Annotated in this window: 22 protein-coding genes; 9 read left to right on the top strand and 13 right to left on the bottom strand. The window is 66.4% G+C overall.

Annotated features, from left to right (window positions below):
* Positions 1-34 precede the first annotated feature (34 nt).
* On the top strand, positions 35-1870 hold the full coding sequence (locus B0T44_RS21670; RefSeq protein WP_077114621.1) for a hypothetical protein: 1836 nt from the start codon (positions 35-37) through the stop codon (positions 1868-1870).
* A gap of 159 nt (positions 1871-2029) precedes the next feature.
* Here B0T44_RS21670 and B0T44_RS21665 read toward each other — a convergent pair whose 3' ends face one another.
* The 4 genes from B0T44_RS21665 to B0T44_RS21650 form a co-directional block, all read right to left on the bottom strand.
* Positions 2030-3016, bottom strand: coding sequence for a TIGR03885 family FMN-dependent LLM class oxidoreductase (locus tag B0T44_RS21665; RefSeq protein WP_077114620.1), 987 nt, complete (start codon positions 3014-3016; stop codon positions 2030-2032).
* Between the two features lie 85 nt (positions 3017-3101).
* A complete protein-coding gene (locus B0T44_RS21660; RefSeq protein ID WP_077114619.1) occupies positions 3102-4979 on the bottom strand; it encodes a glycoside hydrolase family 15 protein in 1878 nt (625 codons plus the stop codon).
* A gap of 331 nt (positions 4980-5310) precedes the next feature.
* Positions 5311-6837, bottom strand: coding sequence for a trimethylamine monooxygenase (locus tag B0T44_RS21655; protein ID WP_081512503.1), 1527 nt, complete (start codon positions 6835-6837; stop codon positions 5311-5313).
* 367 nt (positions 6838-7204) lie between these two features.
* On the bottom strand, positions 7205-7804 hold the full coding sequence (locus tag B0T44_RS21650) for a TetR/AcrR family transcriptional regulator (protein WP_077114618.1): 600 nt from the start codon (positions 7802-7804) through the stop codon (positions 7205-7207).
* Positions 7805-8022: 218 nt separating this feature from the next.
* Here B0T44_RS21650 and B0T44_RS21645 point away from each other — a divergent pair, with 218 nt between their 5' ends.
* On the top strand, positions 8023-8244 hold the full coding sequence (locus tag B0T44_RS21645) for a DUF1059 domain-containing protein (protein WP_254854128.1): 222 nt from the start codon (positions 8023-8025) through the stop codon (positions 8242-8244).
* A gap of 159 nt (positions 8245-8403) precedes the next feature.
* On the opposite strand, the gene ychF is transcribed toward B0T44_RS21645, so the two are convergent.
* Complete coding sequence (gene ychF, locus B0T44_RS21640; protein WP_077114616.1) at positions 8404-9483, bottom strand: redox-regulated ATPase YchF; 1080 nt, start codon at positions 9481-9483, stop codon at positions 8404-8406.
* A gap of 329 nt (positions 9484-9812) precedes the next feature.
* Between ychF and B0T44_RS21635 the strand changes: the two genes are divergently transcribed.
* Together B0T44_RS21635 and B0T44_RS21630 are read left to right on the top strand one after the other, a co-directional pair.
* Complete coding sequence (locus B0T44_RS21635; protein WP_077114615.1) at positions 9813-10649, top strand: helix-turn-helix domain-containing protein; 837 nt, start codon at positions 9813-9815, stop codon at positions 10647-10649.
* A 10-nt stretch (positions 10650-10659) separates the two neighbouring features.
* Complete coding sequence (locus B0T44_RS21630) at positions 10660-11079, top strand: VOC family protein (RefSeq protein ID WP_077114614.1); 420 nt, start codon at positions 10660-10662, stop codon at positions 11077-11079.
* Between the two features lie 165 nt (positions 11080-11244).
* Here B0T44_RS21630 and B0T44_RS21625 read toward each other — a convergent pair whose 3' ends face one another.
* From B0T44_RS21625 to B0T44_RS21615, 4 genes are all read right to left on the bottom strand, one after another.
* Entirely contained in the window at positions 11245-12159 is a 915-nt protein-coding gene (locus tag B0T44_RS21625; RefSeq protein ID WP_081512501.1) for a carbohydrate ABC transporter permease, read from the bottom strand.
* A gap of 34 nt (positions 12160-12193) precedes the next feature.
* Positions 12194-13072 (bottom strand): carbohydrate ABC transporter permease, encoded by an 879-nt coding sequence (locus B0T44_RS21620; RefSeq protein ID WP_077114761.1) that lies wholly within the window; start codon positions 13070-13072, stop codon positions 12194-12196.
* Between the two features lie 351 nt (positions 13073-13423).
* Positions 13424-13549, bottom strand: coding sequence for a hypothetical protein (locus B0T44_RS28245; protein WP_254893706.1), 126 nt, complete (start codon positions 13547-13549; stop codon positions 13424-13426).
* A gap of 104 nt (positions 13550-13653) precedes the next feature.
* Complete coding sequence (locus B0T44_RS21615; protein ID WP_254854116.1) at positions 13654-14997, bottom strand: ABC transporter substrate-binding protein; 1344 nt, start codon at positions 14995-14997, stop codon at positions 13654-13656.
* A gap of 205 nt (positions 14998-15202) precedes the next feature.
* On the opposite strand from B0T44_RS21615, the gene B0T44_RS21610 reads away from it, so the two are divergent.
* From B0T44_RS21610 to B0T44_RS21595, 4 genes are all read left to right on the top strand, one after another.
* Complete coding sequence (locus tag B0T44_RS21610) at positions 15203-17464, top strand: carbon starvation CstA family protein (protein WP_077114613.1); 2262 nt, start codon at positions 15203-15205, stop codon at positions 17462-17464.
* 197 nt (positions 17465-17661) lie between these two features.
* A complete protein-coding gene (locus tag B0T44_RS21605) occupies positions 17662-17835 on the top strand; it encodes a YbdD/YjiX family protein (protein ID WP_425436781.1) in 174 nt (57 codons plus the stop codon).
* 96 nt (positions 17836-17931) lie between these two features.
* Positions 17932-19425, top strand: a complete 1494-nt coding sequence (locus B0T44_RS21600) for an AlkA N-terminal domain-containing protein (RefSeq protein WP_077114612.1) — start codon at positions 17932-17934, stop codon at positions 19423-19425.
* The gene (locus tag B0T44_RS21595; protein WP_077114611.1) at positions 19422-19949 is read left to right on the top strand and encodes a methylated-DNA--[protein]-cysteine S-methyltransferase; all 528 of its coding nucleotides are present in this window, start codon (positions 19422-19424) and stop codon (positions 19947-19949) included. The genes B0T44_RS21600 and B0T44_RS21595 overlap by 4 nt, the downstream gene beginning before the upstream one ends.
* On the opposite strand, the gene B0T44_RS21590 is transcribed toward B0T44_RS21595, so the two are convergent.
* From B0T44_RS21590 to B0T44_RS21575, 4 genes are read right to left on the bottom strand one after another with little or no spacing between them, the layout of a single operon-like run.
* Entirely contained in the window at positions 19950-20372 is a 423-nt protein-coding gene (locus tag B0T44_RS21590; protein WP_077114610.1) for a PIN domain-containing protein, read from the bottom strand. It lies immediately after the preceding gene.
* Entirely contained in the window at positions 20363-20569 is a 207-nt protein-coding gene (locus tag B0T44_RS21585) for a DUF2191 domain-containing protein (RefSeq protein WP_077114609.1), read from the bottom strand. Before B0T44_RS21585 ends, B0T44_RS21590 begins: the two co-directional genes overlap by 10 nt.
* Before the next feature lie 56 nt (positions 20570-20625).
* Positions 20626-24147: an AAA family ATPase gene (locus B0T44_RS21580; RefSeq protein WP_077114608.1), complete on the bottom strand. Its 3522-nt coding sequence runs from the start codon at positions 24145-24147 to the stop codon at positions 20626-20628.
* Entirely contained in the window at positions 24144-25322 is a 1179-nt protein-coding gene (locus B0T44_RS21575) for an exonuclease SbcCD subunit D (protein WP_077114607.1), read from the bottom strand. The genes B0T44_RS21580 and B0T44_RS21575 overlap by 4 nt, the downstream gene beginning before the upstream one ends.
* 301 nt (positions 25323-25623) lie before the next feature.
* Between B0T44_RS21575 and B0T44_RS21570 the strand changes: the two genes are divergently transcribed.
* A partial coding sequence (locus B0T44_RS21570; RefSeq protein ID WP_368026138.1) for a DUF6542 domain-containing protein occupies positions 25624-25889 on the top strand: 266 nt, incomplete at its 3' end.

Below are 25889 nucleotides of genomic sequence, written 5' to 3'. Positions count from 1 at the left end.
TGGAACACTGCATCGTCGGAAAGGTGCTTTGCTGATGTTCCGTCGTTTCACAACTCCCGCGCCCGTGACGGCGCAGCAGCCGGTGGATGATCTGGTGGCCGGTGCGCTGCCGGATCGGGTGCAGACCGCGCATGAACGGTTGGCGCACCAGGACGATCCGGCGCTGCTGGAAGCGCTATCGGAACGGGAGCTCGCCGACGCCCGCGCGCTGGCCGAGCTGGTGCGTGACCATGAACGCAACGAGCAGCGGGCGCGTATCCAGGCGGCCGCCGACGCCGCGGAACGGGTGCGGCGCACGGCTTCCGAACTGGCCGAACGCGAGGCAGCGGATCTGCTGCGGGCCGCGCAGGCGATCGGGGAGCAGCGGCGCAGCAGCAGTCCGCACGCGAAAGTGGCGCGGTTGCATCAACGCAAACCGCGGGTGCTGGGGCTGCTCGCCGGTGTGGTGGCGTTCGCAATGCTGTTCTCCGCGGTCACCGTGCAGCAGAACATCGCGCCCACGGGTGGGGTGACCAACCCGATGTGGTGGTTGTCCTACGGCCTGGAAGCGCTGATCAGCGCCGTGCTGGTCGCGCTGATGCTGTCCACCGGCGATACCGCCGAGTGGGGTGTGATCGACAGACTGTGGCAGGTCTACACCGTCGAAGGCGTGCTGTTGACCGCGAGTATCGCGCTCAACACCTTCCCGTACATCAAGACGGGCGACATCACCGGTATCGGTATCCACGCGATCGCACCCATCATGATCGGCGTCGCGCTCGTCACCCACCGGCTCGTAGCCGAGCGATACGGGCGTGCAATCGAACAAGCCACCGCCGCCGTGCCCGACCACGAAGACCTCCAAGCGCGGTTGGCGGCGCTCACCCAGGTCGGCGGAGCCGCGAACCAGATCCTGCCGAGCATCCTCACCGAGCAGCCCTCGACCGCTCGCCGAGCGGAGGAGAAACCCGTTGATGACGACGTCCCCGGAGAGCACGCGGGTGCGCAGGTTCAGCATCCCGGTGAAGGTTCCGCGGTAGGGGCCGAGACAGCGGCCGCGGATCCCGCTGAGCAGCCGACGGAGGAGATCGCTGTGCCCGCTGCCGCTGGGCAGGCCGGAGCGACCGCTGCCGCAGCGGGGCAACCTCCGGCCGGTACCGGCACTGCGGCCGCTGACCAGACAGCAGCCCCGGTGCCCGTATCGGCCTTCACCGAGCTGGGGCTGGCCATAACGCCGCCCGCGCAGAAACCCGGCACGGCCCCGAGCCGCCCGGCAGCATCCGGTGCTGTCGACCAGGACGAAGCCGAGCTGGATGCCCGGTTGGCTGCGGCTTTGCGGCAGACGCTCGTCCGGATACGGTCCGGTGAGCAGCCGGCGCCGGAGCCCGCCGAACCCTCCGACACCGGACACGAGCAGAGCCATTCCGCTGCACCAGCACCAGCACCGGCAGCGAATACGTCTGCCGGACACGAGGAGAAAACGGCGGCGCACCCCGGATCGATCGCACCCGATGGGCAGCAAACGTTCTCCGCGCCCACGAGCGAGGGCCACGCGCTGACCACGAATGGCTCCGACCGGGCGCTCCAGGCGGAGCAGGACGGACCGATCGCGGCCGATGGGTCGGAACCGGCGGCCGCGCCGGGATCTGCTGAGCTTGCACCGCGCCTGACTGGCAGCCCGGAATCTGCGCCCGGGCATCCGAGTGCCGATCAGAACCCGTCCGAGGAGGAGTCTGATCACACGCGAAACGGCGTGCGCGGGTCGGACCACTTCGGCGACAACCAGGCGACGCCCACCGATGACGAGCCGACCGTGCACTCCGATATCTCTTCGGTCCAGCTCACCGATCGTCCGCTGCTCGCAAACGGAACCAGCGGTCGGCACCTGTGACCGCAAACCCCGGTGTCTCCACGTCCGCACGCTTCCCCGCAGCTCGAGTTGGTCCTACCTACGGCGCCATCGTCCTGACCTCCGCGACCGGCCTGGTCGGATACGTGCCGTCACCATCGAAGCGGCCCGGCTCCACATCGATGCCGCCGCCGCAGCAGGTCACACCGACGTGGAGACGGACCGGTCCAGTTGCTGCAGCACGTCGGCACCGAAGGTGTCTATGAATCGTTCCTGGTCTTGGCCGACATGATGCAGGTAGATCTCGTCGAAGCCGAGTGCGAGATACTGCTGGATCCGCTGAGCGTGCACTGCGGGGTCATGTGAGATGAAGACGGCTCCGGCGACCGCGCTGCCGAGCTCATCGCCGAGATCGTTTGCCTGGGCTTCGAACTCTTCTGGTGTCGCAAGGTCAGCCATCATCTCGGATGCGAAGACATTGGTGGCCCACTGGTTCCGGGCGAGCGCAACCGCCTCGTCCTGGGTGGGGGCCCAGCTGAGGTGAACCTGCAGCACAGCGGTACCGGTGCCACCGTTGTCGCGGTACGCAGAGATCATCTCGCGCAGGGTGTCGCGCGGTTGGTTGACCGTGATGAAGCCGTCTGCGGTCGCGGCGAACCGCGCCACTGTGCCCGGTGAGAGCGCGGGCACCACCAGCGGTGAAGGCTGCGGCGGGCGATCCCACAGCCTGGCACGATCCACCTGGACCGCTCCGTCTCGAGACACCGTCTCGCCACGCAGTAAGTCCCGGATCACCCCGAAGCATTCTTCGAGGACCTGTTGCCGGGTCTCCTTCGTCGGCCACGGCCGGCCCGTTACATGCTCATTGATGTACTCACCGCTGCCGAGAGCCGCCCAGAACCTACCGGGGAACATGGCGCCGAGTGTCGCGATCGCATGCGCAACAACAGTGGGGTGATACCGGTACCCGGGGCAGGTGACGACGCCGAGCCTCAGTTGGGTGGACGCAAGCGCCGCCCCCAGCCACGACCACGCGAAACCGGAATGCCCTTGCGTATGTGACCACGGCTCGATGTGATCCGAGCACATCGCTGCCTCGAAACCCGCGCTTTCCGCATGAACGACATCCGCCAGCAATTGCGCCGGTGCGATCTGTTCGTGCGAAGCGTGATATCCGATCGTCGCCATCGTGTCCTTCCCCTGGGGCGTGCGCGGGTCCAGCCCTGGGAGCGATGTAGGCCGCATACCCGCTGAGATAACGCGCTAATCGGTCTCAACAGGTATCCGCCCGTCGGGTGGCCCAGGCGTGCAGTGCGTCTTCGTCTCCCGCCGCGTCGAGGTTCATGGCGGCCTGGATCAGCGCAAGATGAGCGAAGGCCTGCGGGTAGTTGCCCAACGCTTCGCCGTGGAAGGTCGCCTCCTCGGAGAACAGACCGAGCGGGCCCGCGTACTCCAGCAACCGGTCGAAGCGATACTTGGCCTCTTCGGCACGGCCGGCCAGGACCAGGGCAGAGACGAGGTCGAACGAGCACAAGAGGAAGGCGCCCTCAGGGCCGTCGACCCCGTCGTCCACCTGCCCGAGGTCGTAGCGGTGGATCAGCGCATCGCCGTCTGCGAGCTCTTCGGCTACGCGGTCGATGGTCGAGACGACGCGGGGGTCGTCTCCGGGTAGGAAGCCGAATAGGGAAGCGTGCAGCAACGAGGCATCCAGCGCTTTCCCGCCGTACTCTTGAACGAACGCGCCACGCTCCTCGTCGTAGCCGTGTGCCAACACGTCACGTTTGATCTCGTCGCGGGTTTTTCGCCAGTCGGCAAGCTCCGCCTCGCCGACTTCGGCTCCCCCTGCCAGCTCCGATGCCAGGCGCACACCACGGTCCACGCACACCCAAGCCATCATCTTCGAGTAAGTGTTGTGGCGCTTTTCGCCTCGCATCTCCCAGATCCCATGGTCTGGTTCCTGCCAATGCGCGCAAATCGTCTCGACAAGCCGACACAGAATCGGCCAAGTCTCCTCGGACATGGTTCCGGTCAGCTGATAGTAGACATAGGCGGCGTCGAGAACGTGTCCATAGCACTCGAACTGCACCTGCCCGAACGCCTCGTTGCCGATCCGAACCGGGCTGGAGGAGGCGTAGCCTTCGAGGTGGTTCAGGATCTGCTCTTTGCTGTCGAGCTCGCCGCCGATACCTGCCATCGGGGTCAGTCGCCCCTGACGTACCGGCTCCAGCGAGAAGAGGAAGTCCTTATAGCGCCGCCCTCCCTCGGCGTGGCCCAACCGATAGAGGGCCAGCACCAGCAGTGCGGCGTCCCGATGCCATGTGAAGCGGTAGTCCCAGTTACGCCCGCCGCCGATCCACTCAGGCAGCGACGTCGTGGGCGCCGCCAGCAACGCCCCACTTTCGTCGAAGGCCAGCCCCCGCAACACCAGAGCGCTTCGCGTCACCTGCTCACGGGCTATCCCGGTGTAGGAGCAGCGGTCGGACCACTCCTGCCACGTGCGACGAGTCTCCTCCCGCAGGTCCGCTGCCGCCGCCGCGTCGATACAGCGCGGGGCCTTGCCCGCATAGCCGAGGGCGAAAGCGACCACCTCGCCGGGACCGAGCACGGCTGACGCGAAGAGTTCCGCACCCTCGGAAGCGAGCGGCAGCGTGCTGGACAACCACAACTGCGGGTCCGACGCCCACCAGAGGTTTGTCTCATGCCGCTCCCAGCGGGTTCTTTTCGCCCCATAATCGGGACGAGCGTCGAGCCGGAGCCGGACCCGGACAGAACCGGATTCGCAGCGCACCGTACGGACAAGCACATGCCTGGCGGCGAGCTCTTTATCGCCCTCGTCACCGGAGGAAGAGCCCACCGCCAGGAAGTCGAAGGCAACCGCCGTCCCCGTAGGTGACTGGAAGCGACTCTCGAGAACAAGGGTGTCATCGACATAACGCCGCGCGGGCTCACCCGCATCTGCCACACCGAGAAAGAAGGCGCCGCCGCGTTCTCGGTCGAGGATACGGGCAAAGATGCTCTCACCGTCGAAACGGGGCACGCAGAACCACTCCACTGAGCCGTCTGGGCCGATCAATGCCGCAGTATGCATATCGGAGAGGAAGGCGAAAGAGGAGATAGGCGGATAGCCGCCGCCCGTATCACTGGCATTCATACGTCACCCTCAGTGAGCTCTGGTAGGAACTTTTCGCCGAAGGTCTCAGGGAAACCTACTGAGCCGCGTCGAGGCGGGCGCGAACCGCGACATCGAAGTCGTCGGTTTCGCGGAGCCCGCCGGAGGTAACTGAAGCCGACCCACAACTCTCGTGGTTCCCAGTACGCCCTCGTTCAACCTTCGTCTCGGTGCGCTTCGAGAAGCGGTTCCAGCTCTGATCGGATGAAGGGCCCGATGGGACAACACCCAGCTTCTACACGGTGAAACGGAGCTCGACCATCAGGCGCTTTACCGATGAGGCGCAGGGTGACGCTAACGCCGGTTCAGGACGTCAACGGTGAGAGCGCGTCCGTTGCTGCGCAGTATGTCTCGCCGCGCGAGGCAGCGCTGGCCGCGGAGCGCTTGCTCGATGATGCGGCCGCGATCCTGATGGAGCTCGAACTGGAGCCGGAGAGCTTCGCGGATCGTTCCGTGAGCTCACGGCGGGCTCTTCAGCGAGGTAGCGCTCGAGGGAGTCGTCTAGTTCGTCGATCCACGGCGTGTGGTGCTCTGCTGCTAAGGTTCCCGTCATCACCGAACGGTAGACGCGGTCGCGGTAGCCCATGATGTCGGTCTTCTTGTCGCGCTTCCACGCAAGGAAGATCTCGACGACTCGATCGATGTCGAACTCGGGGTAGTCCGTCTGTTGCAGCAGATCGCGCACGTACTCGGCCTGGAAGTGGATCTCGTCAGCGGCCGAGGAAATCTCCTCGAAGCGCGCCAGCCACTGCGCGATAGATGCGGAGCGTTCAGCCTGACCAGGCAGTGCGATGCGACCCATGATGAGGTCGCGCACATACCAGGCCTGCACATCGAACATGTTGAAGGTGAACCACTGGTCCTGCGCGCCGAGGTAGGCCAGGCGCGGGTTGTCCTGCCACACGACACCGCGGTACAGACCGGCAGGGTAGACATTGTTCGGGGAGGACAGCGCAAGCTCGCTGGGAAGGAACGGGTACTTGTGCAGGTAGCCGGTGCACAAGATGACAGCATCGACGTGCTTCGAGGTGCCATCGGCGAAGTGAACCGTGTTGCCTTCGAAGTGCTTGATGGTGGGGCGTTCCTCGATGCCGTCGGGCCAGTCGTAACCCATCGGCGCGGAACGGAAGCTCGCCGTCACCGAACGTGCGCCCATCTTGAACGCCTGGCTACCGATGTCCTCAGCCGAGTAGCTCGAGCCGACGACGAGGACGTCCTGCCCCTCTAACGCTTCCGCGCCGCGAAAATCGTGCGCGTGGGTTATGGGCCCAGGGAAGGTTTCGATGCCAGGGAAACTCGGCACGTTGGGGAAAGAGAAGTGGCCGCTGGCGACGACCACATGGTCGAACTCCTCGGTCGCCATTTCTCCAGTGGGGAGATCCTCGCTCGTGAGCGTGAAGGCTGCACGCTCGGCGTCGTACTCCACCCAGCGCACGATGGTCTGGAAGCGGATGAACTTGCGCACATCCGTCTTCTTCAATCGACCGACGATGTAGTCCCACAGCACCGGGCGCGGCGGGTAGGAAGAGATGGGGCGACCGAAGTGCTCATCGAAAGAGTAATCGGCGAACTCCAGCGCCTCCTTCGGGCCGTTCGACCACAGGTTGCGGTACATGCTCGAGTGCACGGGCTCGCCGTACTCATCGAGACCGGTGCGCCAGGTGAAGTTCCACTGACCGCCCCAATCGGCCTGCTTTTCGAAACAGACGATCTCGGGGATCTCCGCCCCCGCGCGGGCTGCCGTTTCGAAGGCCCGCAGCTGAGCCATGCCCGAGGGGCCTGCACCGATGATTGCTACTCGTTTTCCGTTCGTCACGTACGCGTCCTTCGTTTTCGTCATGTAGCAAGTGCATGCGCTCTCGAAGGCGGAAAAGGTGTGTCCCGGTCACCGGGAGCTGCACAGCTCGACCGGCCCAGAGAGACGGATGCCCCTTCGACGGTAGCAGGGACGATGACGGACCAATCGTCTATCGCTCTGCCACCTCGCCGAGCACGGCAGGCCGCTCGTCGCTCCGATGGGTAGCCCTATCCGTGGTGGACGTGGCTTTGTCGCCACTCGGATGCGGAGCGTTTGCGAGCCCCGGCATGCGCTCACGGTCGGCGCTCCAGCCACGTCGGGCCGACCGCCCCGGACAGATAACGCGAATTCACGATGCCGCGTGGAAGCAGCCGTGGGAGCCCCTGTCTGCGCGGGCTCGATCTCGGCCTCAAGAGCGCGCTCCGCGTACTCCGTATGCGGCCATGAACATGTCGAGGAGTCCATCGATTGCTTTCTCGTCGACGGGGCGGGGCGTGAGCAGCCAGCGGTAGTAGAGAGTCCCGCACAATACCTCGGCGGCGTATTCCAGCTTCGCGTCGGCGACCAGTTGGCCGTCGCGCTGAGCTCTGGTGATCCGATCGATGGTTCGCTGTTCGACCGTGGCCAGAAATCGTTCGTACAACGTCGCCCTGAGTGCTGAGTCGGCTTGGGCTTCGGCGATGACCGCCCGGTAGACGGGGCCGATGGGCGGGGTGGAGAGAGCCTGACTGGAACGCACGAACTGCTCTCGCAGATCCGTCCGGACAGACCCGGACGTGCGGTAGTCCAGGTCACTGATCCACACGACGTTGAGCGCGTCGAGCAACAACTCCGCGATGGACGGCCAGCGCCGATAGATGGTGTGTTTCCCGACGCCGGCCCGCCCGGCGATGGCTTCGACACTCAGCCCCCGATAGCCGACCTCCGTGGCCAGATCAAGGGTGACGGCAAGCAGCTCTTTGGTGCGTTCGGCGCCGCGGCGTCGCGGTGCGGTGGACGAGTCGGACATGGATCGAGCATACCGGCACGGTGCGTGCCGTTGACAGGCATCCCGAGTTGGCGCAAGATGCACATATCGACACGGGCCGTGTCGATAATCGGCAGGGTTGGGACCGCCCTCAGGCCCGACAGGAAACAGATCTTCACCGGTCGGGTGCGGCCCGGTACCACAGGACTTGCCGAGCAACGACAGGTAAGAACAATTACGAGGAGAACGCCGTGAAGACCATGACCTGCCGACAACTGGGTGGTCCGTGCGACTTCGAGCTGAGTGCGGAGACCGCCGACGAGATCATCAAGGCACAGGATCGGCACCTGCGGGAGGCCACTCGCAATGGCGACAAAGACCATGTACCGGCCCACGAGGAAATGAAGGGACGCTGGAGGCGTCCGCTGAAAGCGATGGGGTGGTATCGCGACACCAAGAAGGCCTTCGCGGCGCTTCCGTGATGTCGTCGACCGGCCGGAACGCCTCAACAGCGGGTTTCCCGGCCGCTGGGACGACAGCCCACGCGCACCAAATCCGGGACCGCTCCTCCCCGATCGGATCAGCCCCGTCCGTGGACGAGGTGGCGTCTACTCCGGGCTGAACGTCGAACCGGAACGCGACTACACGTTGAACCGGAACTCGACCACGTCACCGTCCGCCATGACGTAATCCTTGCCCTCCATGCGCACCTTCCCCGCGGCTTTCGCGGCGGCCATGGACCCCGCCGCAACCAGGTCGTCGTAGGCGACGACTTCGGCTTTGATGAAGCCGCGTTCGAAGTCGGTGTGGATGACACCGGCAGCTTTGGGAGCGGTGTCGCCCTGGTGGATGGTCCAGGCGCGGGCTTCTTTCGGGCCTGCGGTGAGATAGGTCTGGAGGCCGAGAGTGTGGAAGCCGGCGCGAGCCAGGGCGTGCAGGCCGGGTTCGGTCTGGCCGATGGATTCGAGGAGTTCGAGGGCGGATTCGGCGTCGAGTTCCAGGAGTTCGGCTTCGACTTTGGCGTCGAGGAAAACGGCGTCGGCGGGGGCGACGGATGCTTTCAGTTCGGCGACCTTGTCGGCGTCGGTGAGGACGGATTCGTCGGCGTTGAAGACATAGAGGAAAGGTTTGGTGGTCAGCAACGACAGCTCTTTGAGCAGGTCGGTGTCGACTTCACCGGCAGCGGCGAACAGGGTGCGGCCGCTATTGAGAATTTCCTGGGCTTTTTTGGCGGCTTCGGCGACCGGTTTGCGGTCCTTTTTGACCTTGGCTTCCTTGTCGAGGCGAACGACTGCCTTGTCGAGGGTTTGCAGGTCGGCGAGGATCAGTTCGGTTTCGATGACCTCGATATCGGCGGCGGGGTCGACCCGGCCGTCGACGTGCACCACGTCATCGTCGGCGAAGACGCGGACCACTTGGCAGATGGCGTCGGCTTCGCGGATGTTGGCGAGGAACTGGTTACCCAAGCCTGCGCCTTCAGAGGCGCCTTTGACGATGCCCGCGATATCGACGAACGATACGGTGGCGGGGAGGATGCGGGCGGAGCCGAAGATCTCGGCGAGCTTGTCCAGCCGCGGATCAGGCAGCGGCACCACTCCGACGTTCGGCTCGATGGTCGCGAACGGGTAGTTCGCGGCCAGCACGTCATTGCGGGTCAGCGCGTTGAACAGCGTCGACTTTCCCACGTTGGGCAGACCGACGATTCCGAGGGTGAGACTCACGAGGACCAGAGTCTACGCGGGCGTACCTCCGCATTCGCTCCGGGCGTACCTCCGCATTCGCTCCGGCCATGCGCATTTCTGTTTACCTTTTCGCATTCGCGCGGCTGGGCGCGGTCTGCCTAGCTACCGCTTTGCTCTGACCGTGCGGTCTGTGTACCTCCGTATTCACCTCCGGCCAGGCGCTTTGGTGTGTTTCTCCCGTATTCGCACGGCCGCGCGGTCTGCCTAGTCACCGGGCATGCGACCTGCGTACCTCCGCATACGCCTCCGACTGGGCGCTTTTATGCGTACCGACGCATATGCGTCGGCCGGGTGGTTAAGGTGAGCGCATGGAGCCGACGTCGCAGCGGGTGACGGCCCGGCCTGCGCCGATGCTGGCCGCGTTCATCGATAGGTATGTCGGGTATTGCATGACCGGGTTCGAGCCGGGGCTGCATCGGGGGCTGCCGTCGCGGCATATGACGTTCATCGTGGCGATCGGGCCGACCATCGACGTTGTCGGGCAGACCGATGCCCGGCAGTTGCCGGACAACTATCGCTGTGTGCTGAGCGGTTTACAGCCGGGACCTGCGTTGATCGCGCACAACGGCACCCAGGAGGGGGTCGAGATCGAGCTGACACCGCTGGGCAGCCGCATACTGTTCGGGATGCCCGCGAGCGCCCTGTGGAACACCACAGTGGAGTTGGATCAGGTCCTCGGGCCGGTCGCGCAGCAGCTCGCGGAGGAACTGCACGATGCGCAGGCATGGCCGGACCGCTTCGCCGCCTGCGACCGGGTGCTCACCCGTCTCGCAGACCCGCAGCGGCTGGTGACTCCCGAGCTGTCCTGGGCGTGGCGGGCGGTGGTCGGCCCGGACGGGGCGCCATCGATCGGCGCGCTGGCCGAACAGGTCGGTTGGAGCAGGCAGCATCTGACGCGGCGGTTCAGCGCCGAATTCGGGTTGAGCCCGAAACTGGCGGCGCGGATCGCCCGGTTCGAGCGGGCGAAGCAGATACTGGTACGCACTCCCTCCTATATCACGATCGCCCAGGTCGCGGCGGTCTGCGGCTATTACGACCAGGCGCATTTGAACCGGGATTTCGCCGAACTCGCCGGGTGCAGCCCGACGTCATGGCTGGCCGGGGAGATTCCATCCGTCCAATACGTGGCGGGTGAGGACGAGTGACGCTGGAACCATGACTACAGCACAGAACACCACCACAACCCTGCCCACCGTGTGGCCCTGCCTCGGGTTCCGGGACGCGAAGGCCACGTCCGACTTCCTCGTCGAAGCGTTCGGTTTCGAGCTGACCGCGATATACACCCGCGAGGACGACCCGTCGGTGGTCGAGCACGGGGAGCTGCGCTGGCCACTGGGCGGCGGGATCATGTTCGGCAGCGCAGGCAGGGAAGGCGGGATTCCCGACCGCCGGGTGCCGGGCACCGAATCCGTGTACGTCGTCTGCGATGACCCTGACGCGCTCTACGAGCGGGCCGTCGCTGCCGGCGCGGAAACCGTGCGCGGACTGAAGGACGAAGATTACGGCTCGCGCGGGTTCACCGTTGCCGATCCGGAAGGTAACCACTGGAGTTTCGGAACGTATCGCGGGCAGTAGACGCCACGGGACCGGCGACGATGCCAGCACCGAACTATCGCTCAGTCGGTCCGCAACGGGGCAGCGCCTGTGTGCACAATCCGATGAATACCTCCGCGCCACCGCGAGAAAACTCATGGTGGCGCGTTGGATTGCTCCGCGTACTTGCCTCGCCAACACGCCAGTTCATCGACCGCCGAGACCCGATAGCGCGATCCCTTTGATGAACGCCCGCTGCGCTATCGCATACACCGTGATCAGCGGTGCGAGAATCACCATCGCGGCCGCCATGAGAATCGGCCACTGCGTGTGGTATTGGCCTTGCAACCGAACCAAACCCAGGGTGGCTGTGGCGATATCGTTGCGTTGAATTATCACCAGCGGCCACAGGAAGTCGTTCCACACAGTGATCCAGGTGAGCACCGCCAGCACCATCAGCGCCGGACGGACATGCGGCAGCAGCACCAGCCGGTAGATCTGCCAGGTGGTGCAGCCGTCGAGGATCGCCGCTTCTTCGAGTTCGACGGGCAGGGTGCGGAAGAACTCGCGCATCAGGTAGGTGCCGAACGCGCTGCCGAACAGGCCGGGGACGATCATCGCCCACGGGGTGTCCACCCAGCCGAACGCGCGCATCAGCAGGAACTGTGGGATCACGGTCACCGTCAGCGGCACCATCAGGGTCGCCAGATAGGCCAGGAACAGGGTATCGCGGCCGCGGAAACGCAAGCGGGCGAACGCGTATCCGGCGAGGGAGCAGAAGAAGAGCTGTCCGGCGGTCACGCACAGTGCGTATGCGGTGGTGTTGAGCAGCATCCGGCCCAATGGCAGCAGCTCGAACACTTCGCTGTAGTTCGACCACTGCGGTTGCGGCGGAATCAGCACCGGGTCGGTGATTTCGCCATCGCGTTTCAACGAGCCCGACAGCGCCCACAGGATCGGAGCGAGCGCACACCACGCGGCCCCCACCAGCGCCGTATACAACACAGCTCCCCGCACCACGCGCCGCGCAACCACACGTCCGGCCTTCGTCCGACCATCTGCCCGCACTCGTGACGGCACGTCCACCGCACGCGAGCACGCCAGCACTTTCTGCGTGTTCATGCTCCGCCCCCACGGGCCCCGGCGGCGGTTGCGCTCATATCTCTTCCGTCCCGCGCCGGGCAAAGCGCAGTTGCAGCAGCGTCAGCACGAACAGGATCGCGAACATCACCCAGGCCAGCGCGGAAGCGTAGCCGACCTCGTAGAAGCCGAAGGCGTGCTGGAACAGCATGATGCCGAACAGGTAGGTGCCGGTTTCGGGGCCGCCGTCGCCGCCGGTCAGGGCGTAGGCCTGGTCGAATGCCTGCACCGAGTTGATCACGGTGATGACGAAAACGAACGACAGCGGGCCCCGGATCAGCGGTACCGTGATCGACCGGAACCGCCGCCACGGCCCTGCCCCGTCGATACGGGCGGCCTCGTAGAGCTGTTGCGGTACTCCCTGCATCGCGGCCAGCAGGATCACGGTCGCGAACGGGACGCTTTTCCACACGGTGACCACGCTCAACGACACCAGCGCCCAGTTCGGGTCGATCAGCCATGGCACCGGATCGATACCCAACCATCCCAACCCTAGGTTCAGCAGTCCGTCGTCGGTGTTGAACATGAACCGCCACACCACCGCCATAGCCACTGTCGAGGCGACCAGCGGAAGGAACACCACGGTGCGGAAGAACCCGATACCAGCCAGTTTCCGGTTCAGCAGCGCGGCGACACCCAACCCGATCGCGACCGTCGGCACCAGCGTCAGCACCGTGAACAGGATGGTGTTGCGTGCCGCAATCGGAAACAGCGGATCGACACCGAACAGCCGCCGATAGTTCTCGAGCCCCACAAACCGCGGCGGACTGAACAGATCCCACGAAAAGAAGCTCAGATACAGCGATACCCCCAGCGGAATCAGGAGAAATACCGCCACGGCCGCTAGGTTCGGCCCCACGAATCCCCACCCGGCCCGCTCCCGCCGCCAGGCCAGCGCACTGCGCCCACCAGCGAACGCCGCAGCGCGGCGCCTGCCCCGCACCCATCGCAGCCCCAGAGCATTCGGCATATCCGGCGGCACAGCACGGGCCCCGGCGGGCGAGTGCCCGGCTCGGCGGCCAGCAGGATCCCGGTGCGCCATGCGCGTCACCGGTCTGCTCCCCATCGACCGCTCCGGCACGTCATCGGCCAGTTCTCGTTCGGAGCCGACAGGTTTGCCACGCCTGGTGGACGGCTTTGTCGGTGCGCCTGCCGCCACTGCGGCAATGTCCGCATCCGCGTGCCACCGCCCTCGAACAACGACTAAGCGGGGCCCTGCTCAGCGGTCGCAACAATGGGCGGCACATCAGGCGATCTCCTCATGTATCAGCACCGCAGCTGCCACGGCATCGGCCCACAAGGAACGCCGGGCGTTCTGCTCGCTCGCCGCGGGCGAGTCGGCTCCCCACAGCGCACCGGATGCCTCAGGCACCGGGTGTATGCGTGTACTCGTAGCCGGCTCGACTCGCCGCGCCGCGGGACCGTGTCCAAGGAAGGGACGTCTGCTGTCTACTGGTGGGCGCGACGGTAGGCCGATCACTGGTGCATCTCCTGCCTCAGCAGGGCATCCAGTTCGGAGGTCGGAGAGCCGGCGAACGAGGTGGCGAGTGCGGCGCCGCGCAGGACACGGTCGGCGTGGCGGCGCAGGAGGGCTTCGGCTTTGCCCCAGTGCGAGGTGACCGGGAGGGGGCGAGAATGCGCGGGGCCGGTGGTTAGCACGGCGAGGTTGTCGATATGGCGGTGGGCGGCGGCGAAACCCGAGGTGTCGAGTACCGACTTCAGGACGGGGACGAACAAACCGGATGCGGCGATGATGCGCTGGCCGACCGGCCCGGTAACGAATTTGACGAATTCCCAGGCTTGTTCGACGCGTGGGCTCTCGGCGGCGATCGCCAAGCCAGTGCAGCCGACGTCGGTGACCGCCCCCGGGCCGCCGTGCGGGCCGACCGGCAGCACGGTGAGGTCGATGTCGAGGTCGTCGCGGCCGGCGAACTCCGAATACAGCCAGTGACCGCCGAGGATCATCGCGGCGCGGCCACTGCGGAACAGATCGTGCGATGACACCGACTCCTGATCGGCCACTCGCGGCGCGACGCGATGCCGTACCGCCAGGTCGGCATAGAACTGGAATCCGGCGGCGAACCGAGGATCGTCCAGGTTGGCCTTGGTGGGTGACACCGGGGGACTGAACCATTCGACACCGTTGTTCATCCCGAAACACGCGGCCGAAAAATACGGCACCCAGGCGTCGGTGAACGCCCATTGCGGTCGCGGTCCGGCATGGCTGGTCAACTCCTGCGCTGCGGCGAGGAACTCGGCGAAACTCCACGCCTGATCCCAGCGGCGCGGCGGGGTGATGCCCGCGTCGGCGAACAGTTGGCGGTTGTAGTAGAGGAACACACCCGACCACTGCTCGGGCAGCGCATACTGACCACCCGCGTAACCGAACGTGTCGTACAACTCGGGGTAGCTGTCAGCCCGCAATCTCCGGGCATACGCGGGATCGCGGTCGAGGAATTGGTTCAGATCGAGTAGTACCCCCCGGTCGGCCAGTCCCGCGTACAGCAACTCCCACGCCATCAGGACGTCCGGGCAGGCGCCGCCCGCACAGTAGGTGAGCATCTGCTGCAACGGGTCGGGCCCGGCCACAATGGTGCGCACCCGGATATCCGGATGATGTTTGCTGAACTCCTCGATGATGCGCAACCGCACCCGCGCCTCCTCGGGGCGGGCGCCGAAGAAGAAAGTCAGCGCGTCATCGTCGCGGCCACACCCGCCCACCAGCAGCGGAGCCGCCAGCGCTGAGGTGAGCACCGCACGCCTGCGCACCGGAACAGACGAGAACTCAACCGGTACACGGGGCAATCCGGGTTCGGACACCGGCCTCCTCGGGGCAGACGCATTACGCCTCGGACCGCATGGCAGCATACTTGCGGCAACGTCATGGGAGACGGCCGACACACGTGACCGGCACGTATCGCACACCAGTCCGCAGAGTAAGAATCCGCGCGGCGGCGGTAGCTGATCGGTTACGTTGACGGGTGTGTCCGCATGATCGGCGCGCGTTTCACAGGAGAGTAGGCAGATGGCGACAACCGAATATCTGCGGACCGACCCGGACCTGCCGCCCGTCGGCGTGGTCGATCGGTCCCCGATCACCCCCACCAAAAAGGCGATCTTCGCCGGTGTAGCAGTTCTCGGAGCCGTCGCCTGGTCGATCCTGGCGATCGCACGCGGCGAATCGGTGAACGCGGTGTGGATCGTGATCGCCGCGCTGTGCACCTACATCATCGCCTATCGGTTCTATGCCCGGCTCATCGAGTACAAGGTGGTCAAACCGCGCGACGACGTCGCGACACCGGGTGAGATCCTGGACAACGGCAAGGACTATCTGCCGATGGACCGGCGGGTGCTGTTCGGCCACCATTTCGCCGCCATCGCAGGCGCGGGACCGCTGGTCGGGCCGGTGCTGGCCGCGCAGATGGGCTATCTGCCCGGCACCATGTGGATCATCATCGGCGTCGTGTTCGCCGGGGCCGTACAGGACTACCTGGTGCTGTGGGTGTCGATGAAACGACGCGGGCGCAGCCTCGGGCAGATGGCCCGCGACGAACTGGGCACGATCGGCGGCATCGCCGCCATCCTCGGCGTGCTGGTGATCATGATGATCCTGCTCGCGGTGCTCGCACTGGTGGTGGTGAACGCGCTGGCGCACAGCCCATGGGGCATGTTCTCCATCGCCATGACCATCCCGATCGCGCTGTTCATGGGCGTCTATCTGCGGTATCTGCGGCCGGGCGCGGTGGGTGAGATCTCACTGATCGGGTTCGCGCTACTGATCCTGGCCATTATCGCGGGCGGCTGGGTGTCGGAGAACGAGACCTGGGCGGGCTGGTTCACCTTCCACCCGGTAACGATTTCGCTGATGTTGATCGCCTACGGTTTCTTCGCCTCGGTGCTTCCGGTGTGGCTGCTGCTGGCCCCGCGCGATTACCTGTCGACGTTCATGAAGATCGGCACCATCGGCTTGCTTGCTGTCGGCATCCTGGTCACGCTGCCGGTGTTGCAGGCTCCCGCGGTATCGGAATTCGCGCGCACCGGGGAAGGCCCCGCCTTCGCGGGCAGCCTGTTCCCGTTCCTGTTCATCACCATCGCCTGCGGTGCGCTGTCCGGTTTTCACGCGCTGGTGTCGTCGGGGACAACGCCGAAGCTGGTGGAGAAGGAATCGCACACCCGGATGATCGGGTACGGCGGCATGCTGATGGAGTCGTTCGTCGCCGTGATGGCGATAATCACCGCCTCCATCATCGACCAGCACCTGTATTTCGCGATGAACGCGCCACTCGGCGCGACCGGCGGTACCCCGGAAACCGCCGCCGCCTACACCAACAGCCTCGGCCTGTCCGGCCCGCCCGCGACGCCCGACGATTTCAGCCAGGCCGCAGCCGATGTGGGTGAGGACAGCATCATCTCCCGCACCGGTGGCGCGCCCACCCTGGCCGTCGGCATTGCCGAGGTGTTCCACCAGTTCCTCGGCGGCGCGAGCATGAAATCGTTCTGGTACCACTTCGCGATCATGTTCGAGGCGCTGTTCATCCTCACCACCATCGACGCAGGCACCCGTGTCGCACGGTTCATGCTGTCGGATTCGCTGGGCAACTTCGGCGGCCCCGCGCGTAGGTTCAAGGACCCGTCGTGGCGGGTCGGCGCCTGGATCTGCTCGGCTGTCGTCGTGGTGGCGTGGGGGTCGATTCTGCTGATGGGTGTCACCGACCCGCTAGGCGGTATCAACGCGTTGTTCCCGCTGTTCGGTATCGCCAACCAGCTGCTCGCCGCGATTGCGCTGGTTGTCGTGGTCACCATCCTGGTGAAGAAGGGTCTGCGGAAATGGGCGTGGCTCGCGGCGGTGCCCCTGGTGTTCGACCTTGTCGTGACGATGACGGCGTCCTGGCAGAAGATCTTCTCCGGCGACCCGCAGGTCGGGTACTGGAAACAGCACAGCATCTGCACAGCAGCACGCGACGCCGGTGAGCTGTGCCTGACCGCGAAAACACCTGATGATGTGGACGCGGTGGTGCGCAACACCTTCATCCAGGGCACGCTGTCGATCGTGTTCGCGGTGTTGGTGCTGATCGTGGTGGCGGCCGGTCTGATGGTGTGCTGGCGGGCCTGGCGTTCCGGGTCCGCAGAAACCACTGAGTCACCGGAGGAGCCGTCGCGTATCTTCGCGCCGAGCGGGTTCTTCCCCACCGCTGCGGAAAAGGATGTACAGAAGGAATGGGATGAACTCTTCGCGAAGGGCGAGGCGCAGGTGCCGGGAGCAGCGCATGCGGAGGCACGGCAGTGACCTCGCGCTTTGCCGCGCCCAGCTGTTCGGTTGACCTGGGCGGCGAAATCTCCGACAGGTCGACAGCGGCCGGAAGCCTCGGGAGCCCATCGGAAAGGCAGGAGGCTATGGTGCACCGGTCTGTGCCGGAGTGGCCACGCGAGTCGGCCGGGCACCGCCGACAGTTGTGGCGGCGGATTCCGGATGCGGCGGCTCGGGTGGCGCGGGGAGTCGTCTGGTGGTTCGATTCCGTCCTCGGTGGGCGTGACTACCAGCGATATGTGCAGTCCCGGCGCCGCACGCATCCGGGCTGTCCGGTGCCTAGCGAGCGGGAGTACTGGCGTGAGCGGTACGCCGACGCGGAACGCAACCCCGCCAGCCGCTGCTGCTGACGGCTGGACGCGGCATGGTTGAAGCCGCAAGATCATAGGTGCATATGGCTGTTTTCCGCTAGCTTCGCCTGGTGGTCAGCTGCAATTGTGGTTGACGTGACGTTGACGGCATTGGATTTCGAACGCTGCTACCGCGCGGTCTCCACCCGCGACTCCCGTTTCGACGGGCAGTTCTTCACGGCGGTACGGACCACCGGGATCTATTGTCGCCCTTCCTGTCCGGCGATCACGCCCAAACGCGCGAACGTCACGTTTCTCCCCACCGCGGCCGCGGCACAGCAGGCGGGCTACCGGGCCTGCCGTCGCTGCCTGCCGGACGCCGCACCGGGCTCGCCACTGTGGAATACCCGCGCCGATCTGGCCGCACGCGCTATGCGGTTGATCGGCGACGGGGTGATCGAACGCGGCGGCGTACCCGCGCTGGCGGCCACGCTCGGCTATTCGCAACGCCAGCTCACCCGGGTGCTGACCAGCGAACTCGGCGCCGGGCCGCTGGCATTGGCGCGGGCTCATCGCGCGCACACCGCGCGGCTGCTGATCCAGACCACGAATATGCCGATGTCGGATATCGCGTTCGCGGCCGGGTTCGCCAGCATCCGGCAGTTCAACGACACGGTGCGCGAGGTGTTCGCGGTCAGCCCCACCACCATGCGCACCGAAGTCCGCCGCGCCAACGGGCGATCCGCCCCGATCACCAACGGCACCCTGTCCCTGCGCCTGCCTTATCGGGAGCCGCTGGACAAGGCGTGGATGGAGTGGTTCCTGTCCGCGCACGCGGTGCCGGGGCTCGAACTCTGGGAGGATCGCTGCTACACCCGGAACCTGCGCACACCGCACGGTCACGCCGCGATCCGCATCGGCTTCCAGCGCGACCATGTGCGGGCCGAGCTGGCGTTACACGATATGCGTGACCTGGCGCCCACCGTGGCACGCTTGCGGCATTTCCTGGATCTGGACGCCGACCCGGTGGGTATCGACGAAGCGCTGGGTGTCGACGACAACTCTCCTGGCCGCGGGCGTTTCCTCCCCGGTATCCGGGTGCCGGGCAGCCTGGACCCAGCGGAGTTGCTGCTGCGCACCATGATCGGCCAGCAGATATCCCTTCCCGCCGCGGCCAAGCAGACCTCGCGGCTGGTGTCCGCGCTGGGTGATCTGTCCAATGGTGCGGTACCGCGGCTGTTCCCGACGCCGGAGGCCATCGCCGAGCGGGGCGCGGAAGTGTTGACCGGTCCGGCTCGCCGGGTCCGTTCCATCATCGCCGTCGCCGAGGCGCTGGCCTCCGGCGACCTGGTGTTGCACCAGGGTCGCACAGCCGTGGATTTGCGCCGCGATCTGCTGGCCTTGGACGGGGTCGGGCCGTGGACCGCCGACTATGTGACCATGCGGTTGCTGGCCGACCCCGACATCCTGTTGAGCACCGACCTGGTGGTCCGTCAGGGCGCAACCCTGCTCGATATAGACCTGACCGACACCGGCCGCTGGGCGCCGTGGCGCTCCTATCTGTCCATGCAGCTGTGGCATACCGCGCTGAGTGCCCGCACCGCCGCAGCAACGACCACCGCCACCAAATCGAAAGCGAGTTCCCGATGACCACCACACTTATTGCCGAAACCGCCGTGCGCACCGCGGATTTCGCCACCGTTTCCACCTCGATCGGCCCGTTCACCACCCTCGTCGACGGTGACGGCGCGGTACTTGCCGCGGGCTGGACTGCCGACGCGGACGCCCTGCGCGGCCTCGTCCACACCTCCCTGCGGCCGGACACGCTGCGTGAACGCGATTCCCTCGGCGCGGTGACCCGCGCCGTCATCGACTATCACCGCGGCGACCTCACCGCCGTCGACAGCGTCCCGGTCCGGCAGCACTCCGGCGAGTTCCTCCAGCATGCCTGGCAGGTGCTGCGCGCAGTCCCCGCGGGTGGCCCGCTCACCTACACCGAATTCGCCGCCCGCGCAGGCCGTCCCGCCGCCACCCGCGCCGCCGCCAATGCCTGCGCCCGTAATGCCGCCGCCCTGTTCGTGCCCTGCCATCGCATCGTGCGCACCGACGGCACGCTCGGCGGTTTCCGCTGGGGACTGCCCGCCAAACAGTGGCTGCTCGACCATGAGGCATAGCTAGAGGCTGCCTCGCGGGGCCACCCAGCGGTGATGCAGATCGGTGACCGCGGCGACCGATTCGAAGTCGGCGTCATAGTGAACGAGCACGAGTCGATGTTCGACAGCCAGAACAGCAGTGAGCAAGTCCGCCATACCCATTACACGATGCTTGCCGATGCGGGCGAGTTCCCGCTGAATGGCGAATGCGCGCTGCCAGTGCTCGTCGTCGGCCGGAAGGTATTCATAGGCGGCGCGCCGATCAGCACGCAACTGCTCATAGTGGGCAGGACTGCAGGCGCTGTAGAGCGCTTCGGCGTCGAGTGTGGCGCAGGTCGCCACCAACCCTCCTGTTATCAACGGGACGAGTTGCCGGGCCACATCTGCATTACCGATCCGGGCAGCCGCACTGGTGTCGATCAGATACCGCGCGATCAGCGCCACACCTGATCCCGGTGTTCTCGATCCGCCATTTCCTCCATGCCCCCTTCTGTCAGCCATTCCACTTGGCGGGCTCGGGCAGCCGCCACCGCTGCCGCATGCAGGGCAGCGCGAACCGTGTCGGAAACACCCGTGGTGCCCAGCTCCTGCCGAGCAGTGGCCAGCAAATCGTCGTCTATATCGATCAACCGCTTCGTCATATCACTGCCTCCATATACGATCCCCGCAGATAGTATATACCCGAGGAGTGGCGGCGTCAGGCGACGGTGGCGCGGAGGTGGGAACCGGTGCGGCCGCGGATGACGTGGAGGCGGCTGGGGATGCGCTGGCGCATTTCGTCGACGTGACTGACGATGCCGACGACGCGGCCGCCCGCGCGGAGTTCGTCGAGGACGCCCATGACCGCGTCGAGGGTGTCGGCGTCGAGGCCGCCGAAGCCTTCGTCGATGAAAAGGGTATCCAGGACGACGCCGCCGGATTCGGCCGCAACCGTATCGGCCAGGCCGAGCGCCAAAGCCAATGACGCCATGAATGTTTCGCCGCCGGAGAGTGTTTTGGCGGGACGGATCGCTCCGGTGTAATCGTCCCGGATATCGAGGCCGAGCCCGCCGCGGCGACCGCGTGGGCCCGCTTTGTCGGTGTGCACGAATTCGTAGCGGCCACCGGACATGCGGCGCAACCGCACCGAACCGGCCAGCGCCACCTCCTCCAGCCGGGCGGCAAGCACATAGGAGCGCAGCGACATGCGACGGTTGTTCGCGCCCCGGCCCGCGACCACCTCGGCCAGGGCAGCCAGCTCCTCGTGTTGGCGTTGAGCGGGCGCAACCATATCGACCGCCGCCCACAGCTGACCGCTCAACTCCTCCAGGCCACTAACCCGCGCCGACGCCTCAGCGTGGGCCGCCACCGCGGCATCCAGGTCTGCTCGAGCCACCCGCACCGCTTCGTGCAGAGCAGCCAGGTCACGGGGCTCGGTCGCGGCCGCAGCCTGGATTTCCGGCTCGGCCAGCACAGCTTCCGCATGTGCGCGCGACCGGTCGGCGGCGAGCAGGGCTTCCTCCAACTGTTCCAACCGCTGCGCGGGCCGTGATGCCTCGGCGATCACCTTCGCGTACTCGGCCAGTAGGGCAATGACTTCCTGCCACGGTGAATCGGCATGTATCCGCCGAGCCGGCCGCGTCGCCGGAGTCGGCGCACCAGCCGCGTTCCCTTCCTGCGACACGGCGGACGCCGAGCCCGACTCGTCACCCCAGAGCAAACGTGCGGCCGGGTCCGTGCCGCATCGCCGTTCGCCGTGTGCCTCCAGCGTGCGGGCGGCTTTCTCGGGCGAAGCAGTCGGTGCGCTGCCTGCCTGTTCCGTCCTGTGCCGGTCCGAGGTCCTCTGATGTGAAGGATCACCGTCGAGCTGCTGCCCCAGGCGTGTTCCGGCTTCGCTCGCCGCGATGACTGCATCGGGAACGAAACCGGCTTCCAGCGCGAGTTTTTCCACCCTCTGGGCGGTGGTGATCGCCTGCGCCCAGGCCGAGGCGGCGGCAGCGCGGGCGTCGCGGAGGGCGGTTGCGGCGGCGATCAGGGATTCGAGGCGGTTGCGGCGGCGATCGATGGCCTGGTCGGCTCCGGCGGCAGCGCGGAGGCGGCCGTCGAGTTCGTGCAGCCGGGTTTCGGCGGCGGCAATGCGGGTGGTGATGGTTCCGCGGGTGGTTTCGGTGGCGCGTAGTTCGTCGTGCAGGCGGGATTCCTCGGCGCGCAGCCGGGTGAGTTCGGCGGCCGCGGACTCCACCTGGTCGGCCAGGTCGGCGGCATCGGTGTAGCGGTCGGTGGCGGTGCGCAGAGCCGCGGCGAGTTCGACCCGGTCGGTATCGCCGCCGCGGGCGATCAGTGCCTCGATATCGCGTTCGATACCGGTAATCGTGGCCAGGGCACGGTCCCTGACCGCCTCTGCGGCCTGTTCTTCGGCGGCGGCCGCGTCCTCGGCGTCCTTGGAGACCGCGCTGGGTGCGGGGCGAGCGGGGTCGGGATGGTCGACCGACCCGCACACCGTACACGGCTGCCCCTCGGCCAAGCGCCCCGCCAGTTCGGCTGCCATCCCCGCCAGTCTGCGTTCCCGCAGCTGTAGCACCCGTTCCTTCGCGTCGAGGTGGGCGGTGCGAGCGGTTTCCAGTTCGACCCTTGCGTGGTCGAGGGCGGTGCGGCGCTTGGCGAGCTCGACGGCGGCGCTCGCGGCAGCTTGTAGACGTTCGCAATCCGCGGTAAGCCCGGGCAGCGCCGCACTCGCCTCCGACGCTTCCCGCGACCGGGTTTCGGCGGCGGCCACGAACTGCGGCAGCTCGGCACGCCGCCGGGTCAACCGCACCGAAACCTCGCCCAGCTCGGCGTTTTCGGCACGCAACTCCGCCAGCTCCGCGCTCAGCTGCTGCGCGGCGGTCGCATCTGCACGGACCTCGTCGAGGGTGCCGAGATGGGCGCTCCATCGGCGGATCGACGCATCGAGGTCGGCGTCGCGGGAATCTCGCTCACCCACAGCACTATCGGCGACAGCGTCCTGAGCATCGTCGCCAACGGGCTTGACTCCGGAGCTGTCGGATTCCTTCGTACCCACCGCGTTGCCGGCGGCTGCTACTGCGCTGTTCAGCGGCGTTTCGACGCTGGAGCGCTCGGCGGTGCTCGTTGCGTTTTCATCCGCGCCGACTGTGGCCTGGACGAGCTCGACACCTGGAATGTCCCGGCTCGCGGGTTCGCTGACCAGTCGACGTAAGCGGAGTGCGGCGCGCTCGGTCTCGTTGTCGCGGTGGCGCGCGGCTCGCACTGCTGTGCGGGCTTCGTCCAAGGCGGCGGCGATCGGGGCGGCGCGGCGGGCTCGGTCTAGTTCGGCCTCGTCGGCGGCGCGGCGGTCGGCGGTGGCGGCGTATTCGTCGAGTTGCTGCTGTGCCGCTGCCATGCGGCGGCGCAGCTCGGCCGACCGGCGCTCTTCTTCGGCCAGGGCATCCGCATGCGTCGATTCCTTGCGCCGGAGTTCGAGTTCGGCGGTCGCTGTCGACAGCTCGGCTCGGGCGGCGATGAGCAGGTCTTGCGACCATTCGACGGCTTCCAGTGGGCCGACGGTTTCGGTGGCCGCGATACCGGCGGTGACGGCGACCTGCACGATCAGGTTTTCCACATTGCGGCTGTGCTGGGCGAGCTGGGCCTCGGAGGCGCGGCGCCGCTCGGCCAGCCACTGCTCGGCCGCGCCGAAACGCTGGGTCTCGAACAGCTTCTCGAGCAGTTTTTCGCGTTCTTCGTTCTCGGCACGCAGGAAGCGGGCGAAATCACCCTGCGGTAGCAGTACGACCTGGAAGAACTGGTCGGCGCTCATCCCCAGGAGCCGGGTGACTACCTCGCCGATATCCGGGATGCGGGACAGGTTCTCACCCTGACCGTCCAGCCACGCCAATGCGGCTTTGGGCTGTTCGATACGGGTTCCGGTGCCGCGGAGTTTGGGGCGCTCGAATTCGGGGCTTCGGGTCAACAGCACTCGGCGGCCCCCCAGAGTCGCCTCCAGCTCCACACGTGGCGGGGTCTGCGGGGATGCGTGATCGGAGTGCAGCCGTTTACTTTCCCCACGCGCACCCGGCACCCGCCCGTACAGCGCGAACGCAATCGCATCGAGCACCGTGGTCTTACCCGCCCCGGTCTGCCCGTGCAGCAGGAACAGTCCGTCGGCGCCGAGCGCGTCGAAGTCGACAACGGTGGTTTCGGCGAACGGGCCGAACGCGACCATCTCCAGCCGATGCAGCCTCATGCGGTTGGGCCCGCAACGGTGGCGGCGGTGGCGGATCCGGGGTCGCGCAGCGCCGCGGCGATGGCACGCTCCATCCACGCCATCTCGGCGGGGCTGGGTTCGCCGCGCACATCGGTGAGGAAGCTGTGCGCCACCTCGGTATCTCCTCGCCCGCGCACCCGCTCTCGATACCGCAGTTCAGGGTTGCCTTGCGGACGCTCCCATTCCACATGCACCGCATACGGGAAACGCTCCCGTAGTTTGCGCATGGCATCGACGGGCCGAGCGTAATCGGTCAACGTCGCCGACACATAGTGGTTGCGCACCTGCTCGTATTCGGTGTCGTTCAGCAGTTCGTCCAAGGTCCCGGTGAGCCGGCTCAGCCCGCGGACCAGCGGCAGCTCATGCCGTCGCACCTCCTGCAAACCGGAGGCGCCGAGATCGACGATCCACACCGCTTTACGATGCGAATTCTCACCGAAGGAATACGGCAGCGGCGAACCGGAATACCGCACCGACTCGGCCAAGGTCTGCGGCGAATGGAGATGCCCCAGCGCCACATAGTCGAATTCGCCGGTGTCGAACATGCTCAACGGCACGGTTTCCACTCCGCCGGAGGAAATGGAGCGTTCCGACCCGGTTGCCTGACCCCCGACGACGAATGCGTGCGCCAGCAGCACCGTCCGCGCCGTGGGACGGCGCGAGATATCGGCCCTGATCCGCTCCAGCGCGGCGGTGAGCACTTCGGCATGCGAACGGGCCCGCGGGATACCGAGTTCGCCGCGCGCCACCTCCGGCTCCAGGTAAGGGATGCCGTAGCAGGCGATCTCGCCGTGTTCGTCGGTGAGCCGCACCGGCCGGTCGGCGGCGGCGATAGTGGTGCGCAGATGCAGCCCGCCTGCGGCTGCGAAACTCGCTCCCGCACCCAACCGCGCGGGGGAATCGTGATTGCCGGAGGTGGCGACGATCTGCGCGCCCGCCTCCCGGATGGCCTCGAATCCCCGATTGCACACCGCGATCGCGTCCGCGCTGGGAATCGACCGGTCGTACACGTCGCCCGGCAACACCACCGCGTCCACCGCTTCGGCCGCGACGATTTCGGCGATCGCGGTCAGCACCCGCTCCTGGTCGGGCAGCAGATCGACACCGTGGAAGGTGCGGCCGATATGCCAGTCCGAGGTGTGCAGGATTCGCATGTCGCGAACGGTAAGCCAAGCCACCGGCAGAGGCAATCAGGTCTCGGCGATCTTCAGGGACACGCCGGGGGTGTTCTGCGACACGCGTGTTCTGTGTACTCGATGTGACGGCGCCGATGGTGTAGGTGATCCAGGGCAGCATGCCCGTCGTTCATGCCGATTCGGCATCCCGGTGGGCACTACCACTTTCGCGTCATAGCAGCTATCAATGATTCCGGAGTCCTGTTTCGAGGCCGGGAATCATGGGATCAGCGGCCGTGCCGTAACACCGAGAAGCGTCGCGGACGATAGTGTTCCCTACGTGGCTGCTTCCCAACGCGTGCGAACCAGGGTGCCCGCGCCGCAACGTTCGATCCTGCCGACGGTCCCGGGCGTCTCGGCCGGCGCCGCCGTGTTGATCGCGGTTGCCTTCACCTTCCTGGGCTTCCTGATCGATCTTCTCGGCGACGGCAGCGAGCTCACCGGTTCGTTCTCCACCATGTATGTGATCGGCTGTCTGGCGGCTGTGCTCGCCGTGCGGCTGCGCGGGCTGTTCACCACGCTGGTGCTGCCGCCGCTACTGCTGTT

Source organism: Nocardia donostiensis (assembly GCF_002081715.1).
GTDB lineage: Bacteria > Actinomycetota > Actinomycetes > Mycobacteriales > Mycobacteriaceae > Nocardia > Nocardia donostiensis.
Note: the sequence above shows the minus strand (reverse complement) of the source record. Positions and strands in the feature narration are given on the sequence as shown.